Origin of the sequence: Lysobacter sp. Root916 (assembly GCF_001429785.1) — a bacterium.
In the GTDB taxonomy this organism is placed as follows: domain Bacteria; phylum Pseudomonadota; class Gammaproteobacteria; order Xanthomonadales; family Xanthomonadaceae; genus Lysobacter.
In genome coordinates this window covers 262,706-279,737 of record NZ_LMJF01000015.1, presented here as the reverse complement: position 1 = coordinate 279,737, position 17,032 = coordinate 262,706, and the positions used below count along the sequence as shown (strand labels likewise).

Here is a 17,032-nt window from a genome sequence, read left to right as displayed (position 1 = left end):
CGTGGGGGATGGGGAGGGGTGCGCTGCGACGCGAGCCGCTCCCCTGATCGACGGTGGATGCGGACCGTCGCCAACGCGACCCCTGATAGGAAATAACGCAAGCGCGCCGGGTCCCCCTACCCTGGCGCATCGCCGGCCCCGCGCCGTCTTCGCTGTATTCAACGCGAAATGCGCTAAAAAGATGCCAACACGCGTAGACGAAACACCTACCGTACGTCAGAAGCGGTAAGCCGCGCTCAGCAGGAAGTAGCGACCGCGCGGATCGTCGTAGGCGATGTCGTAACCGCCCTTGCTGACGTCGTAGTTGACCGGCGTGCGATCGCCGAGGTCGTGCACGTTGAGCGAGAAGCGCCAACGTTCGACGTTGTAGTCGAGGTTGAGATCGAGCGTGGTCGAGCCGGGATTGCGGCAGCGGCCGGCCAGCACGTAGAGCTTGTCGCAGTCCTGGCCGGGCTGCCCGATCCGCGACGAGCCCAGCGCGCGCGCGTTCACGGTAGTGCTCCAGTTGCCGTAGGCCCATTGCAGCCCGGCCAAGGCGGTGCGATCGGGCGCGCCGTAGCCGGCGTAGTCCAACACCGGATTCTCGGTATCCACGCGCCGCGACAGCTGATCGAGATAGTTGCCGGCCAAGCGCAGCGTAAAGCGTCCCCAGCGCTGGGTTTGCACGCGGTACTCGGCATCGAACTCCCATCCGCGCACGTGGGTTTCGCCGATGTTGTCGTAATAGTCCTGCACGCCGATCAGATCGCCTTCGTCGTCGCGCTTGGCCGCGCGCGTCGACATGAGGTCGCCGGCCAGGCCGTTCACCACCGTGATCTCGTTGCGGCGGCGGATGTCGAAATGATCCAGGGCCAGACTGAAGCGGGAATTCGGCGCCCACACCAGGCCCAAGGTGTAGCTGCGCGAGGTTTCCGGCTTGAGGTCGGTGTTCTCGAACGCGCTGCGCGAGACCACACATTGGGTTTCGCCGTTCGGGCCGACGATGGGGTTGTCGCAGGGTCCGAATCCCTGCGTGTTCTGCACCACCGCGGACTGATCCGCCACGTTGGGACGCCGCAGTTCGTACAACGAGGGCGCGCGATAACCGGTCGCCCAGGTGCCGCGGAAGGTCAGAGTATCCAGCGCGTTCCACTTCAGGCCCAGCTTGGGCGAAAGCTTGTGGCGGTAGCCCTCGCGGTAATCGGCGCGCAGTGCGAATTCGCCCTGCAGGTGCGAGGCCAGAGGCGCGCTGAGTTCGGCGTAGAGCGAGGCGGTGCCCTGGTTCTCGTCGACGCGCACCTTGGGCGGACTGAGCGCGACGTCGTGTTCGACCATGCGCGGGTCGGGCCGGTTGTCCAGCGAATCGCGGCCCAGCTCCAGGCCGGCGGCCACGCGCGTGGGACCGGCCGGCAGCGAGAACCAGGGGCCGTTGACGCCCACGGTGACCTGGTCGAGCTCTGCCTTGCCGCGCGCGATCAAGCGGGGCGAGAACGCGGCCATGGTCTCGGGACTGTTACGAGTGTTGAAGCGATAGCTGAGGTTGCCGACCAGCTCATAGAACGCGCTCAAGCTGACCAAGCCGTCGATGCGGTTGACCACCGAGTTCTCGTGGTGGGCGTAGGCCGCGCTCCACTCCCAATCGCCGCGGTAGCTCTTGATGCCCACGCTCAGGTCGACGGTTTGGGCCACGCTGCGGGTGCGGATCTGTCCGGCGTCGTAGAAGGCGTAGTACAGCGAGGTCATCTCGCCCGGATAGAACGCGTCCGGATGCTCCTCCGGCAAGCTCACGTTGGCGTAAAACGGCGCACCCAGCAGTTGCTGCGACACCTCGCCCACACGCAGATCGGCGTAGGCCTCGGTGTCGGCGCCGAAGGGCTGGCGCCAGTGGGCGTAGAACGAAGTGCGCTCGGACTCCGGCTGCAGGCTGATCTGCTTGGCGGTGTCGAGAATGCAGCGGCCCTGGCGGTCGCGGTACTGGCGCGGACAGGCCCACCAGAAATTATTGGTTTCGTAACCGATATAGCCCAGCGGTATTCGCCAATCGCCAAGGCCGTCGGCGCTGCGATCCATGGTCCGCCACGAGCGCTGCGCGCCGGACAGGCCGTCCTGCTGGAAGTAGTCGGCGCTGAGGAACAGGTTGCCGCCGCGCTTGAGGTCCACGCCGGAGCTGACCGAGATGCGCCGCTGCTTGGCGTCGTTGCGGTCGGACACGCCCAGGCGCGCGATCACTTCCGAGCCCTGCTGGTCCTTCTTCAGGATGATGTTGACCACGCCGGCCATGGCGTCGGCGCCGTAGATCGCCGAGGCGCCGCCGCGGATGATCTCGATGCGCTCGACGATGCTCAGCGGGATCCCGTCCAGATCGGTCAGGCCGCCCAGATCGGCCGAGATCAGGCCGTAGTTGGCGATGCGCTGGCCGTCGACCAGGAACAAGGTGGCGCGCGGGCCCAGGGCGTTGAGGCTGGTGGTGGCCGCGGCCGCGAACGGCTGCTGATAGGGTTGCCCGCCCTCGGCCGCCACCGCGACCGGGTGATGGCCGACCATGCCGGGCTGGAAGCGCAGCAGTTCGAACAGGGTCTGGTGGCCGCTGGCCTCGATTTCCTCGCGGCCGATCAGGGTCATCGGCGAGACCGGCACCGATTCCAGGTCGCTGCGCGGGATGTGACTGCCGGTGACGTGGACCGGGCCCAGGTTGGTGGGCTCTTCTATCCGCGGCGGCGGTGGCGGCAGCGGGCGCGGCGGCTTGGGTTTGGCCACGGCCGCCGGCGGCGGCGCCAACTGCAACAGGAAGGTGTCGTCGTTGACCCGGACCGCGCGCAGGCCGCTGCCCTGCAACAGGCGCTCCAGCGCCTGCGCCGGCGGCAGTTCGCCGCGCAGGCCGGCGCTGCGCTTGCGCGCGACCAGGGCCGGGGCGTACAGGATCTGGACCCGGCTCTGAGTGGCCAGGGACTGCAGGGCGTCGTCCAGCGCGCCGGGCTGGATCGCGAAACGAGTCGGCGCCGAAGGCGCGGCCGCAGCGGTCTGCGTGCCCTGCGCAGCGAGGCACAACAAGAACGCACTCGAGATGGCTAACGTGTGCCTAACTTTGGCCATTCATCCGGTGCGTCTATCCCCCTAACCGGCCACCATACGGAAGCCTGAGTAGGCCTGCAACGCGACGCCACTATTGGTTGCGAAAGCTCGGGGCCGATCCGATCCGGGCGTCACTGGCGCGCGGTCTGGAGCACGATCTCGTGCTCGCCCACGCGCCGCGCCTGCAGCGCCCAGCCGCGTTCCAGGGCCGCCAGCAGCGCCTCCTGGTCGTCGATGTGGAACACGCCGCTGACCTTGAGCGCGCCCAGCGCCGGCTGCTCCAGCCGCAGTTGGGTCTTGGAATAGCGGTTCATCTCGTCCAGCAGCTGGTCGAGACGGCGGTTCTTGAACACCAGGTCGCCGCGCGGCCAGGCCTGGGCCACGGCCAGGTCCAGCGGCCGCTTGGGCGCCAGCGTGCCGCCGCTCTCGATGCGGACCTGCTCGCCCGGGGCCAGGGTACTGGTGACGCGGGTGGCGCCGGCGCCGCCGACCGCCACTTCGACCTCGCCCTCGATCAGGCCGACGTCGACCGCGCCGCCGTCGCGACTGACCTGGAAGGTGGTGCCGATATCGCGGATGGTGCCGCCGCCGGCCTTGACCAGGAATGGACGCGGGCCGCGCCGGTTGCCGCTGTCGCGGCCGACCGCGAACTGGACCCGGCCTTGGGCGACCTCGACGGTGCGGCTGTCGCGGTCGAAACGCGTGGTTACCGCGCTGTGGGTGTCCAGCAGCAGGGTGGTGCCGTCGCTGAGGGCGATGGTGCGCTGCTCGCCGATCGCGGTGACGTAGCGGTCGGTCTGCACCGGCGGCGCGCGCTGGATCCACGCCGCCACGCCGATCGCCACCGCCAGGGTCGCGGCGATCGCCGCGCCCGGGGCCAGCCAGGGATGGAAGCGGCGGCGGGTCGCCGCGCTGTCGCGCCGCGCCGCGCGGGCGGCCGCGCGCAACAGGTCGTCGTCGCCCAACTGGGCCGACAGCAGATGGATCTGCTCGACCTCGCGGTAGTCGCGGGCGTTGGCCGGCGACTGCGCCAGCCAGCGCTCGAACGCTTCGCGGTCGTGGGTGTCGCTGTCGGGCGCGTTCAGGCGCGCCACCCAGGCCTCGGCCTGGTCCTGATCGTCGTATCGGTTGGAATTCGCGCTAGCCGTATTCATGCGCCACCTGTCGTGTCTGACAGATTTTCCCGCAGACGCAAGCGCAACAGCACCAGCGCACGGCCGATATGTTTCTCCACAGCCTTGACGGAGATCCCACAATGGCGCGCGATCTCGGTATAGCTCATGCCTTCGATGCGGTTGAGCAGGTAGACCTGCCGGCACTTGGTCGGCAGCCGCAGGATCGCCTCACGCACGCGCGCCAGCTCCTGTTGGTTGGCCACGCGCTGGTCGTGGGCGAGATCCGCCGACGGCAGGCCGTGGAAATGCTGGTCGAAACTCACGTGCGCGGACGCGTGCTGGCTCTGCTGGCGGCGGCCGCGGTCGTTGAGCTCGTTCATCGCGATCCGGTACATCAGCAGCTTGAGCTGCTCGGCCGGCTGGCCGCGGTAGCGCATCAGCCGGACCAGGCTTTCCTGGGCGATGTCCTTGGCGTCTTCCTCGCCGGTGCGCTTGCACAGGAAACGGATCAGCGCATCGCGGTGCTCGAGCACGAAACGCTCGAAGCCGTCGTCGGCGCGCGGGTAGGTCTCCGGACGGCCGGGCGCGGGGCGGTCCGGCGCGGGCGGATCCGGGAAGACGTCCATCTGGGCCTGGTGCACGGGGCGGGCCAAGGCCTAAACCACCGCCGTGGCGCGCCGGGGGCGCGGCCGACCGCGGCCTGTGGCGCCGGTCGCTGTGCTGGAAACCTGATCGTTCATCTGCACCTGGCCCCTGTTGCGGGTTGCTTGGTAGCGCCGGAGCGGCCGCGCGGGGCGGCGAACCGGCATGCGCTAGCTTTGTAACATGGAATCCGCTATGTCAAAGGCTGGCGCCAGGCTATGCGCAAGCCGGCGTAGCGCGACGCCGATCGCAATCCCGCAAGCTGGCCCGGCTCGTGGAACCCGCCCCACTCGGCTAGAATCGCTGGGTTTGCTCACCCGGAGGTCCCTATGTCCCAGCTCGCCTGTCGCCGTGTCCTGCTCAAGTTGTCCGGCGAGGCGCTGATGGGGGACGAGGACTACGGCATCGACCCCAAGGTGATCGGCCGGCTCGCGCGCGAGGTGGTCGAGGCCCAGCACGCCGGTGCCGAGGTCGCCCTGGTGATCGGCGGCGGCAACATCTTCCGCGGCGCCGGCCTGGCCGCCGGCGGCATGGACCGGGTCACCGGCGACCAGATGGGCATGCTGGCCACCGTCATCAACGCCCTGGCCATGCAGGACGCGCTGGAGAAGTTGGGCGCCAAGGCGCGGGTGATGAGCGCGATCAAGATCAACGACGTCTGCGAGGACTACATCCGCCGGCGCGCGATCCGCCACCTGGAAAAGGGCCGTCTGGTGATCTTCGCCGCCGGCACCGGCAACCCCTTCTTCACCACCGACTCGGGCGCCGCGCTGCGCGCGATCGAGATCGGCGCCGACCTGTTGCTGAAGGCGACCAAGGTCGACGGCGTGTACGACAAGGACCCCAAGAAGCACAGCGACGCGGTTCGCTACGACAAGCTCAGCTACGACCAGGTGATCGCGCGCGATCTGCAGGTGATGGACACCGCCGCGTTCGCCCTGTGCCGCGACAGCGACCTGCCGCTGCGCATCTTCGACATGAGCCAGCCGGGCGTGCTGCTGCGGATTTTGCGCGGCGAGAATATCGGTACGTTGGTGCAGGGGCGCGGGTAAAAGCAAATCCCCCTAACCCCCCTTTTGCAAAGGGGGGAACCTGCGACGAAGGGGGATATGAAGCTCCCCTCATCGGATGAGGAAGCGGGCTCACATGGCGCCGTCGGCGCTGCTGTAATAGTGTCCCCGCGCGCCGCGTGACACGATCGCGGCATGCACTCGCACAGCCACGATCACGCCGCGAACGGCACCCGCGCGTTCGCCTTCATCACCCTGATCAACCTCGCCTACACGGCGATCGAGGCCGGCTACGGCTTCGCCACCAATTCGCTGGCGCTGCTGTCCGACGCCCTGCACAACCTCGGCGACGTGCTCGGCCTGGGCCTGGCCTGGGGCGCGGCGGTGCTGGCCAAGCGCGCGCCCACCGACCGTCACACCTACGGCTGGCGCCGCGCCACCCTGCTCTCGCCGCTGGCCAACGCGCTGCTGCTGGTTGCGTTCTCCGGCGCCCTGGCCTGGGAAGCGATCCGCCGCTTCAGCGCGCCGCCCGAGATTCCGGCCCTGCCGGTGATGGTGGTGGCCGCGCTGGGCATCGCGGTCAACCTGGGCGCGGCCTGGTTCGTGCGCGACGGCCACGCCCAGGACCTCAACCGCCGCGGCGCCTTCCTGCATCTGGTCGCCGACGCCGCGGTGTCGCTGGCCGCGGTGCTGGCCGGCGCCGGCATGTGGTGGCTGGGCTGGGCCTGGCTGGATCCGGTGATCGCGCTGCTGATCGGCGTGGTGGTCGCGGCGGGCGCGTTCGGGCTGCTGCGCGAAAGCTTCAACGCGGCCATGGACGCGGTGCCGCGCGGCATCGACCAGGCCCAGGTCGCGGCGTTCCTGGCGCAGCAACCGGGGGTGACCGCGGTGCACCATCTGCATATCTGGTCGCTGGGCGCGGGCGAGATCGCGATGACCGCGCACCTGGTGCGCCCCGACGACGCCGACCACGACGCCTTCATCGACCGCCTCAACCACGAACTCGACCGGCGCTACGGCATCAACCACCCGACCCTGCAGGTCGAACACGGGCGCGCCTGCGAGCACGATCGCCACGACCGCGCGCCGCACGGCGAGCACTCGCACGAGCATTGAGGCCGGGCCCGCGCCGGGGCCCCTGGACCGCTGCGGGCCGCAAATGCGGCCCGGGCCTATATAATCCCGCGATTACCGTTCATAAGGACCGGAGCCGGCGATGCTCAACGACATCAAGAAAGACGCCCAGACCCGCATGGCCAAAAGCGTCGAAGCGTTTCGCCACGACCTGACCCGGGTCCGCACCGGCCGCGCCTCGACCGCGCTGGTGGACCATCTGAAGGTCAATTACTACGGCTCCGACATGCCGCTGTCGCAGGTCGCCAGCGTCGCCATCTCGGATGCGCGCACGCTGATGATCACGCCCTGGGAAAAGCAGATGGTCGGCCCGGTCGAGAAAGCGATCCTGGCCTCGGACCTGGGCCTGACCCCGAACACCGCCGGCACCGTGATCCGGATCAACCTGCCCGCCCTCACCGAGGAGCGCCGCAAGGAACTGAGCAAGCACGTGCACAGCGAAGGCGAGACCGCCAAGGTCGCGATCCGCAACATCCGCCGCGACGCCAACCACCAGGTCAAGGAGCTGCTGAAGGACAAGCAGATCACCGAGGACGAGGCCGGCCGCAGCGAAACCGATATCCAGAAGATCACCGACAGCGCGATCAAGGACGTCGACGAGGTGATCAAGGCCAAGGAACAGGAACTGATGGCGGTCTGAGCCCGTGCCGGCCGCGCAAGCCCGCCTGCGCGCGGCCGCGCCCCGGCCGGTATCGAACTTTCGCCGGCGCCGCCGGTCCGCTACTGACCTGCTCGGGCAGGCCCGGCACGCCGGGCCCGCGACGGCGCACCGCGCCACCGCCCCGAACCCGTTTACTTGAACCCGCTTCCAGGTCCCGCCGCCGGCTCCATGCCTTCCGATCCCGCCCACGCCGCGCCGCGCGTCCCGCGCCACCTCGCCGTCATCATGGACGGCAACGGCCGTTGGGCCGAGCGCCGCCGCCGTCCGCGCATCATCGGCCACCGCGCCGGCGCGCGCGCGGTCGACGTCTGCATCGATTTCTGCATCGCGCGCGGGATCCACGCCCTGACCCTGTTCGCCTTCTCCAGCGAAAACTGGGGCCGGCCCGAGGACGAGGTCGGGGCGCTGATGAAGCTGTTCCTCAACGCCCTGGAACGCGAGGTCGACGAGCTCGACCGGCGCGGCGTGCGGGTGCGCTTCATCGGCGAACGCGAGCGCTTCGCCGCGCCGATCCGCGAGCGCATGGCCGCGGCCGAGCGCCAGACGCTGAACAACGACGTCCTGCACCTGACCGTGGCCGCCAGCTACGGCGGACGCTGGGACATCGCCCAGGCCGCGCGTTCGCTGGCCCAGGACGTGGCCGCCGGCCGGCTGGCGCCGGAGGCCATCGACGAGGCCGCCCTGGGCGCGCGCATGGCCCTGGCCGACCTGCCGGCGCCGGACCTGTTCATCCGCACCGGCGGCGACACCCGGATCAGCAATTTCCTGCTCTGGCAGCTGGCTTACACCGAGTTGTGGTTCACCGATGCGTTGTGGCCGGAACTGGATGCGGCCACACTCCAGCGCGCCCTGGACGACTTCGCCGGCCGGGAACGCCGTTACGGCCTGACCGGCGCGCAGATCGCCGCGCGCACCCACGACACCGACGAGACCGCTGAATGACCCGAACCCGCCTGCTCGCCGCGTTGGTGATGGCCCCGATCGCGATCGCGGCGATCCTGCTGCTGCACACCCCCTGGGTGATGGCGCTGGCCGCGGTGCTGTTCCTGATCGGGTTGTGGGAATGGTTCGACCTGGCCGAAATCGAGGACACCCTGTCGCGCACCGTGCTGCTGGCGGCCAACCTGGCGCTGATGGTGGCGATCGTCTGGGCCTCGCGCTCGGGCGCGCCCGAAATCGCCGGCGTGCCCTCGATGGTGCTGTTCAAGATCGCCTCGCTGGTCGGCGTGATCTGGTGGCTGCTGGCCCTGCTTTGGCTGCAGCGTTATCAATTCGCGAGCAATCACGAGTCCTACGCGCGCGCGTTCAAGCTCGCCGCCGGCACCCTCAGCGTGATTCCGGCCTGGTGCGCGCTGGCCTGGATCCATGCCGGCCAGCCCAATGGCCACCGCTGGCTGCTGACCGCGCTGGCGATCGTGTGGGCCGCCGACAGCGGCGCCTATTTCGCCGGGCGCAAGTTCGGTCGCCTCAAACTGGCGCCGCGGGTCAGCCCCAACAAGACCATCGAAGGCGTGGTCGGCGGCGTGCTCGCCGGCGTCGCGGTCGGTATCGCCTTCGCCAGCTTCGCCGGCGCCCAGCCCTATCAGCTGCCGGCGGTGGCCCTGGTCGCGTTCGTGGCGGTGCTGTTCTCGGTGGTCGGCGACCTGTTCGAGAGCCTGCTCAAGCGCCATGCCGGGGTCAAGGATTCCGGTCATCTCATTCCCGGCCACGGCGGCATCCTCGACCGCGTCGACGGCGTGCTCGCGGCGCTGCCGGTCTTCGCGCTCGGCAAGGCCGTGCTGGACTTCTGAACATGCAGCACATCGCCGTACTCGGCGCGACCGGCTCCATCGGCACTTCGGCCCTGGACGTGATCGCGCGCCATCCCGAGCGCCTGCGCACCAGCGTGCTCGCCGCCGGCGCGCGCGTCGACGACTTACTGGCGCTGTGCGAGCGCCACCGACCCGCGCATGCGGTGATCGCCGACGCCGCGTGCTACGCCGCGCTGCGCGACGGCCTGCGCGCGCGCGGCCTGGACACCCAGGCGCATTGCGGCGACGAGGCCCTGGTCGCGCTGGTCTCCGGCGACGCCTGCGACACCGTGGTCGCGGCCATCGTCGGCGCGGCCGGCCTGGATTCCACCCTGGCCGCGGCGCGCGCCGGCAAGCGCCTGCTGCTGGCCAACAAGGAATCGCTGGTGCTGGCCGGCGAGCTGCTGATGCGCGCCGCGCACGAAGCCGGCGCCACCATCGTGCCGATCGACAGCGAGCACAACGCGATCTTCCAATGCCTGCCCGATGCGCACGCGCATGCGGGATTGGCGCGGATCCTGCTCACCGCCTCGGGCGGGCCGTTCCGCGGCCGCGACCGCGCATCCCTGGCCCAGGTCACCCCGGAACAGGCGGTCGCGCATCCGAAGTGGTCGATGGGCCCGAAGATCTCGGTCGACTCGGCCACGCTGATGAACAAGGGCCTGGAAGTGATCGAGGCCCACCACCTGTTCGGCGTGTCCGGCGAGCGCATCCAGGTGCTGGTGCATCCGCAAAGCCTGGTCCATTCGCTGGTCGAATTCGTCGACGGCTCGACCCTGGCCCAGCTCGGGCTGCCCGACATGCGCACCGCGCTGGCGGTGGGCTTCGGCTGGCCGGAGCGGATCGCCTCGGGCGTGTCCGGACTGGACCTGCTGGCACACGGGCGACTGGACTTCGAACCGCCGGACCTGGACGCCTTTCCCTGCCTGGGCCTGGCTTTCGCGGCCCTGAGCGCGGGCGGCACCGCCCCGGCAGTGTTGAACGCCGCCAACGAAGTGGCGGTTTCAGCGTTTCTTCAGCGGCGTATCGGTTTCCTAGCGATACCGGCGCTGGTCGAGGACACCCTCGCCGCGCTCCCCTCCACCCCGGCGACCTCGCTGGCGGCCCTGCGCGATGCCGATGCGCAGGCGCGCCGGTACGCCGCGCAAGCCATCGATGACAAGGCGTAGCGCATGGGCCTGACCCCAATAGTGGAACTCCCATGAGCGAATTCATCGGCTCGGTCTGGTGGCTGCTGGTCAGCCTGGGCGTGCTCGTGACCTTCCACGAGTTCGGCCATTACTGGGTCGCGCGCCGCAGCGGGGTCAAAGTGCTGCGCTTCTCGGTCGGCTTCGGCAAGCCGCTGTGGATGCGCCGCAACCGCCACGGCACCGAGTTCGCGATCGCCGCGATTCCGCTGGGCGGCTACGTCAAGATGCTCGACGAGCGCGAGGGCGACGTCGATCCGGCCGAGGTCGCGCAGGCCTTCAATCGGCAGAGCGTGTTCAAGCGCATCGCGATCGTGGCCGCCGGCCCGATCGCCAACCTGATCCTGTGCGTGGCGCTGTTCTGGCTGATGTTCGTGATCGGCCGCCCGGACTTCGCGCCCGCGGTCGGCAAGGTCGAGGGCCTGGCCGCGCAGTCGGGCCTGAGCCGCGGCGACATCATCGTCGCGGTCGGCGACCGCGCCACCCCCACCACCAGCGAAGCCGCGCTGGCCCTGCTGTCGGCGGCGCTGGACCGCAGCGACGTGCCGGTGCAGGTGCGCGGCGAGGACGGCCGCGAGGCCACCCGCACCCTGCGCCTGTCCAAGCTGCCGGCCGATATCGACGAACGCCAGTTGCTCAACCACACCGGCCTGATCTGGCGCCATCAGCTGACGCCGGCGGTGATCGGCCGCGTGCTGCCCGACCGCCCGGCCTGGGGCGTGCTCGCCGAAGGCGACCGCGTGACCGCGATCGACGGCGAGCCGGTCGCGTCCTGGGGCGACATCGGCGGCCTGGTCGATGCGCTGGGCAAGCGCGGCGGCGAGGCCATGGTCGAAGTGCAGCGCGGCGGCGACCGCCTGGCGTTCCCGCTGACCCCGTTGAAGGCCAAGAATCCCGAAACCGGCAAGCAGCAATGGCTGCTGGGCCTGGAAGTGGCCAAGGGCGAGCCCCAGCCCGATGCGGTGCTGCGCTACGGCCCGATCGACGCGATCCCCGCCGCGTTCCGCGAAATGGGCCGTCAGACCCAGGACATGGTGGCGATGATCGGACGTGCGTTCAGCGGCCGTCTATCGGTGCAGAACACCGTCGCCGGCCCGATCACCATCGCCCGAGCCGCCAACGACCATGCCCAGCACGGTCCGGCGTGGTACCTGCAGATGCTGGCCCTGCTGTCGCTGAGCCTGGGAATCCTGAACCTGCTGCCGATCCCGATCTTGGACGGCGGTCACCTGCTGTATTACCTTATCGAGCTGGTCAAGGGCAGCCCGGTCAGCGAGCGCGTTATGGCCGCCGGCCAGTATGTCGGCCTGGCGCTGATCGTCAGCCTGATGGGTTTGGCGTTCTACAACGACATCGTGAACAACCTGGTGCGCTGATGCCGGCCCTGCCTATCGACCCGATGCCTCGATCGCTCGAAGCCTCGAACCGGCGCCCCGTTACGGGCGTCAACGAACCCCAACCGGACGTAATGATGACGCGAACCCCTCCTCGCCGCATGCTCGCCCTCGCCCTCGCCTCGGCGCTGACCTCGGCCGCGGCAGCTCCAGCGTTGGCGCAGTCGGCCGACCCGTTCGCGCTACCCGGCGCGCCGGCCCCGGCCCCGGCACCGGCAGCGGGTTCGTTCACCGTCAGCGACATCCGTGTCGACGGCCTGCAACGCATCTCCGCCGGTACGGTGTTCACCTACCTGCCGATCGAGCGCGGCGACACCATGGACGGCGCCAAGGCCGGCGACGCGATCCGCGCGCTGTACAAGACCGGCTTCTTCGAGGACGTGCAGGTCGGCCGTCAGGGCACCATCGTCGTGGTCACCGTGACCGAGCGTCCGGCGATCAACAAGCTGACCCTGACCGGCAACAAGGACATCAAGAGCGAAGACCTGCTGCGCGGCCTGAAGGAAGCCGGCCTGGCCGAAGGCGACACCTTCGACCGCCTGGCGCTGGACAAGGTCACCCAGGAGCTCACCAAGCAGTACAACAACCGCGGCAAGTACAACGTCGAGATCACCCCGACGGTGGCGCGCCTGGACCGCAACCGCGTCGACCTGACCATCACGGTCAAGGAAGGCAAGGCCGCCAAGATCCGCCACATCAACCTGGTCGGCAACGAGAAGTTCGCCCAGGAAGACATCGTCGGCGGCTGGGAATCGCGCGAGCACAACTGGCTCAGCTGGTACCGCCGCGACGACCAGTACTCGCGCGAGAAGCTCTCGGGCGACCTCGAGAAGCTCAACAACTACTACCTCGATCGCGGCTACGTCGACTTCAACATCGAGTCGACCCAGGTCGCGATCAGCCCCGACCGCCAGGACATGTTCATCACCGCCGGCGTCAACGAGGGCGAGCAGTACAAGGTCACCAAGGTCGAGGTCACCGGCGATACCGTGCTGCCGAAGGACCAGATCGAGCGCCTGGTGATCGTCAAGCCCGATCAGATCTTCTCGCGCCGCCTGCTCGAGATCAGCTCCGACGCGATCGTCGCCACCCTGGGCAACGTCGGCTACGCGTTCGCGCAGGTCAACCCGATCCCGGACGTGGACCGCGAAGGCAAGACCGTCGCCATCAACATGCAGGTCGTGCCGGGCCCGCGCGTCAACGTGCGCCGGGTCGTGTTCAAGGGCAACACCCGCACCGCCGACGAAGTGATGCGCCGCGAAATGCGCCAGTTCGAAGGCAGCTGGTACTCGCAGGCCGCGATCGACCGCTCCAAGATCCGTCTGCAGGGCCTGGGCTACTTCGAGACCGTCGACGTCGAAACCCAGCCGGTGCAAGGCAGCAACGATCAGGTCGACGTGGTCTACAACGTCAAGGAAACCACCTCGGGCAGCTTCGTGTTCGGCCTGGGCTTCTCCCAGCTGACCGGCCTGACCACGCAGATCCAGCTGTCGCAGGCCAACTTCCTGGGCAGCGGCAACCGCGTGTCCGTGCAGGCCAGCCGCAACGACTACCTGCAGCGTTACGACTTCTCGTACACCAACCCGTACTTCACCGACGACGGCATGTCGCTGGGCTACAACCTGTGGTGGCGCGAGTTCGACAACTCCGACTACAACACCGCCCAGTACTCCACCACCAGCGGCGCGGCGCAGGTCGTGCTGGGGCTGCCGATCACCGAGACCGACACCGTCTCGGCGATGTTCGGCATCGACAGCAACGAGATCCTGACCAGCCGCGGCGGCACCGCCTTCAGTCTGGTCGACTACATCGACGCCCTCGGCACGCGCACCTTCCACGCCTGGCGCGCGGAGTTCGGCTGGTCGCGCAACTCGCTGGACAACCTGCTGACCCCGACCCGCGGCCTGCAGCAGCGCGTCTGGCTGGAAATGACCCTGCCCGGCTCGACCGTCGAGTACTACAAGCTCAACTACAACATCTCCAAGTTCTGGCCGATCTCGCGCCACTTCGTGCTCAACACCCGCGCCGAACTCGGCTACGGCGACAGCTACGGCGACGCGGTCACGCGCGTGATTCCGGACCCGGACGGCGCCGGTCCGCTGACCGGCCGCACGGTCACCGCCGACGGCCTGCCGTTCTTCGAGAACTTCTACGCCGGCGGCGTGCGCTCGGTGCGCGGCTTCACCGACAACACCCTGGGTCCGCGCGAAGGCCCGTCGCCGGGCAGCACCTTCACCCAGCCGATCGGCGGCTCGTTCAAGACCGTCGGCTCGCTGGAAATGTACTTCCCGACCCTGCTGGACACCCCGCAGGCGCGCGTGTCGGCCTTCATCGACGTCGGCAACGTCTACAAGAATTACGACGAATTCGACGCCGGCGACCTGCGCGCGTCCACCGGCATCTCGCTGATGTGGCGTTCGCCGATGGGCCCGATCTCGATCAGCTACGCCTTCCCGCTGCGCAAGGAGGACGCCGTGTTCAACGCCTCCGGACAGAAGATCAAGGAAGGCGACGAGCTCGAGCGCCTGCAGTTCACCTTCGGCGGCACGTTCTGACGGCGGCGGTCGCGCCGGGCGCTCCGTGTTGACGCCTGATTACACCGCCCGCGAATTGGCCGAGCGTTTCGCGCTCGGCCTGCGCGGCGACGGCGAGGCGCGCGTGCGCGGCGTCGGCACGCTGGCGCGCGCGCATGCCGATCAGCTCGCGTTCCTGGCCAATCCCAAGTACCGCGGCCAACTGGCCGACAGCGGCGCCGGCGTGGTGGTGATGCGCGAGGACGACGCCGACGGCTATGCCGGCACCGCCCTGATCGCGCGCGATCCCTACGTCGCCTTCGCCCATCTGGCCGCGCTGTTCGAACCGCGCCCGCTGCGCGAGGCCGGCATCCACCCTTCCGCCGCGATCGACCCCAGCGCGCAGATCGCCGACGACGCCCACATCGGCGCCTTCGTCAGCATCGGCGCGCGCAGCCGGGTCGAATCCGGCGCCAGCGTCGGTCCCGGCTGCGTGATCGGCGACGACTGCGTGGTCGGCGCCTACAGCGAACTGGTCGCGCGCGTCACCCTGGTCACCCGCGTGCGCCTGGGCCGGCGCGTGCTGGTGCATCCCGGCGCGGTGCTCGGCGCCGACGGCTTCGGCCTGGCCTTCGAGCGCCTGCCCGACAGCGAGCCGCACTGGATCAAGGTGCCGCAGCTGGGCGGCGTGTCGGTCGGCGACGACTGCGAGATCGGCGCCAACACCACCATCGACCGCGGCGCGATCGAGGACACCGTGCTCGAGGACGACGTCCGCCTCGACAACCAGATCCAGATCGGCCACAACGTCCATATCGGCGCCCACAGCGCCATGGCCGGCTGTTCGGCCGTGGCCGGCAGCGCCCGCATCGGCCGCTACTGCATGATCGGCGGCGCCGCCGGCGTGCTCGGCCACCTGGAGATCTGCGACCGGGTCACGGTCACCGCCATGAGCCTGGTGACCAGCTCGATTCGCGAGCCCGGCGAGTATTCCTCGGGCACCCCGTTGATGGACAATCGCAGCTGGCGTAAGAACGCCGCCCGCTTCAAGCAGCTCGACGCGCTCGCACGGCGGGTGGCGGCTGCCGACAAGGAACCGAAATGAGCCAACCCGTGCAACTCCCGATCGACGTGCCCGCGATCCAGCATTTGCTGCCGCACCGCTATCCCTTCCTGCTGGTCGACCGCGTGGTCGAGTTCGAGCCGCACAAGCGCGTGCTCGCCTACAAGAACGTGACCGCGAACGAGCCCTTCTTCAACGGCCACTTCCCCGGCCACCCGGTGATGCCGGGCGTGCTGGTGGTCGAAGCCCTGGCCCAGGCCGGCGGCATCCTGACCCAGCTGTCGACCCAATCCAGCGCCGATGGACGCCTGTTCTACCTGGTCAAGATCGACGGCGCCAAGTTCGTCAAGATGGTCGTCCCCGGCGACCGCCTGGAACTGGACGTGACCGTCAAGCGCATGATCCGCAACGTCGCCATCTACACCGGCATCGCCCGCGTCGACGGCGAGCAGGTGGCCTGCGCCGAGATCGTCTGCGCCGAGTCCAAGGCCTGAGCGTACGCATGAGCGATCTGATCCACTCCAGCGCGGTGATCGAGCCGGGCGCCAAGCTCGGCGCCGGCGTGCGCGTGGGCGCCTTCAGCTACATCGGCGACGAGGTCGAGATCGGCGACGGCACCGAAATCGGCCCGCATTGCGTGATCCGCGGCCCGACCCGGATCGGCCGCGACAACCGTTTCATCGGCCAGTGCGCGATCGGCGGCGAGCCGCAGGACAAGAAGTTCGCCGGCGAACGCACCGAGCTGGTGATCGGCGACCGCAACACCTTCCGCGAGTTCGTCACCGTCAACCGCGGCACCGGCAACGGCGGCGGCGCGACCCGCATCGGCGACGACAACTGGCTGCTGGCCTACGTCCACGTCGCCCACGACTGCGCGGTCGGCAATCAGTGCGTGTTCTCCAACAACGCGACCCTGGCCGGCCACGTCGAGGTCGGCGATCACGTGATCCTCAGCGGCTTCGCCGGCATCCATCAGTTCTGCCGCATCGGCGCGCACGCCTTCATCGGCATGGGCGCGTTCGTCAACGGCGACGTGCCGCCGTTCGTGATGGTCGCCCAGGACGGTTACGGCCGTCCGCGCGGCATCAACAGCGAAGGGCTCAAGCGTCGCGGTTTCGACGCCGAGCGCATCGCCGCGATCAAGCGCGCCTACCGCGCCCTCTACATGTCCGGCACCTCCCTGGAAGAAGCGCGCGGCAAGCTGATCGCGCTGGCCGGCGACAGCGACGACGTGCGCGCGCTGCTGGCCTTCATCGACGCCGGCGAGCGCCCGCTGCTGCGCTGAGCCGAGCGCGGTCCGGCGCGGTTGCCGGGTGGCGCCGGCCCGTGCAGCCCACCCTTCTCCGGTCCGGCACCGCTGCCATCGCGGTCGCGACCAACGCGGCGTGACCGCCTGCCGCTCGGAAGCGGACCGCCATCACCTGCTTTGGCGGGATGTGACCCACTAGGACGACGATGGCCGCCCGGCAGGG

General features: G+C 69.2%; 14 protein-coding genes. 11 read left to right on the top strand and 3 right to left on the bottom strand.

Translation table 11 applies throughout. The annotated features are described in order from the left end of the window. Positions 1-216: 216 nt before the first annotated feature. The 3 genes from ASE35_RS17860 to ASE35_RS17850 form a co-directional block, all read right to left on the bottom strand. The gene (locus tag ASE35_RS17860) at positions 217-3,030 is read right to left on the bottom strand and encodes a TonB-dependent receptor (RefSeq protein ID WP_056176098.1); all 2,814 of its coding nucleotides are present in this window, start codon (positions 3,028-3,030) and stop codon (positions 217-219) included. Between the two features lie 152 nt (positions 3,031-3,182). Beyond that, positions 3,183-4,205, bottom strand: a complete 1,023-nt coding sequence (locus tag ASE35_RS17855) for a FecR domain-containing protein (protein ID WP_057164669.1) — start codon at positions 4,203-4,205, stop codon at positions 3,183-3,185. After that, positions 4,202-4,819: an RNA polymerase sigma factor gene (locus ASE35_RS17850; RefSeq protein ID WP_235567162.1), complete on the bottom strand. Its 618-nt coding sequence runs from the start codon at positions 4,817-4,819 to the stop codon at positions 4,202-4,204. Before ASE35_RS17850 ends, ASE35_RS17855 begins: the two co-directional genes overlap by 4 nt. A 318-nt stretch (positions 4,820-5,137) precedes the next feature. Here ASE35_RS17850 and pyrH point away from each other — a divergent pair, with 318 nt between their 5' ends. From pyrH to lpxA, 11 genes are all read left to right on the top strand, one after another. Beyond that, entirely contained in the window at positions 5,138-5,860 is a 723-nt protein-coding gene (gene pyrH / locus ASE35_RS17845; protein WP_056176104.1) for a UMP kinase, read from the top strand. A gap of 153 nt (positions 5,861-6,013) precedes the next feature. Next, complete coding sequence (locus ASE35_RS17840; RefSeq protein ID WP_057159644.1) at positions 6,014-6,934, top strand: cation diffusion facilitator family transporter; 921 nt, start codon at positions 6,014-6,016, stop codon at positions 6,932-6,934. Positions 6,935-7,034: 100 nt separating this feature from the next. Beyond that, positions 7,035-7,592 (top strand): ribosome recycling factor, encoded by a 558-nt coding sequence (gene frr, locus ASE35_RS17835; protein WP_056176110.1) that lies wholly within the window; start codon positions 7,035-7,037, stop codon positions 7,590-7,592. Between the two features lie 189 nt (positions 7,593-7,781). Further along, on the top strand, positions 7,782-8,555 hold the full coding sequence (uppS, locus tag ASE35_RS17830; RefSeq protein WP_056176111.1) for a polyprenyl diphosphate synthase: 774 nt from the start codon (positions 7,782-7,784) through the stop codon (positions 8,553-8,555). Beyond that, the gene (locus tag ASE35_RS17825; protein WP_056176114.1) at positions 8,552-9,403 is read left to right on the top strand and encodes a phosphatidate cytidylyltransferase; all 852 of its coding nucleotides are present in this window, start codon (positions 8,552-8,554) and stop codon (positions 9,401-9,403) included. The genes uppS and ASE35_RS17825 overlap by 4 nt, the downstream gene beginning before the upstream one ends. A gap of 2 nt (positions 9,404-9,405) precedes the next feature. Next, positions 9,406-10,572: a 1-deoxy-D-xylulose-5-phosphate reductoisomerase gene (locus ASE35_RS17820; RefSeq protein ID WP_057164668.1), complete on the top strand. Its 1,167-nt coding sequence runs from the start codon at positions 9,406-9,408 to the stop codon at positions 10,570-10,572. 32 nt (positions 10,573-10,604) lie between these two features. Continuing rightward, entirely contained in the window at positions 10,605-11,966 is a 1,362-nt protein-coding gene (rseP, locus tag ASE35_RS17815; RefSeq protein ID WP_057164667.1) for an RIP metalloprotease RseP, read from the top strand. 95 nt (positions 11,967-12,061) lie between these two features. Beyond that, a complete protein-coding gene (gene bamA / locus ASE35_RS17810) occupies positions 12,062-14,539 on the top strand; it encodes an outer membrane protein assembly factor BamA (RefSeq protein ID WP_056176744.1) in 2,478 nt (825 codons plus the stop codon). 25 nt (positions 14,540-14,564) lie between these two features. Next, positions 14,565-15,602 (top strand): UDP-3-O-(3-hydroxymyristoyl)glucosamine N-acyltransferase, encoded by a 1,038-nt coding sequence (gene lpxD, locus ASE35_RS17805; protein ID WP_057164666.1) that lies wholly within the window; start codon positions 14,565-14,567, stop codon positions 15,600-15,602. After that, complete coding sequence (gene fabZ / locus ASE35_RS17800; protein ID WP_056176128.1) at positions 15,599-16,054, top strand: 3-hydroxyacyl-ACP dehydratase FabZ; 456 nt, start codon at positions 15,599-15,601, stop codon at positions 16,052-16,054. The genes lpxD and fabZ overlap by 4 nt, the downstream gene beginning before the upstream one ends. 8 nt (positions 16,055-16,062) lie before the next feature. Next, on the top strand, positions 16,063-16,845 hold the full coding sequence (lpxA, locus tag ASE35_RS17795; RefSeq protein WP_056176131.1) for an acyl-ACP--UDP-N-acetylglucosamine O-acyltransferase: 783 nt from the start codon (positions 16,063-16,065) through the stop codon (positions 16,843-16,845). The last annotated feature ends 187 nt before the right edge of the window (positions 16,846-17,032 follow it).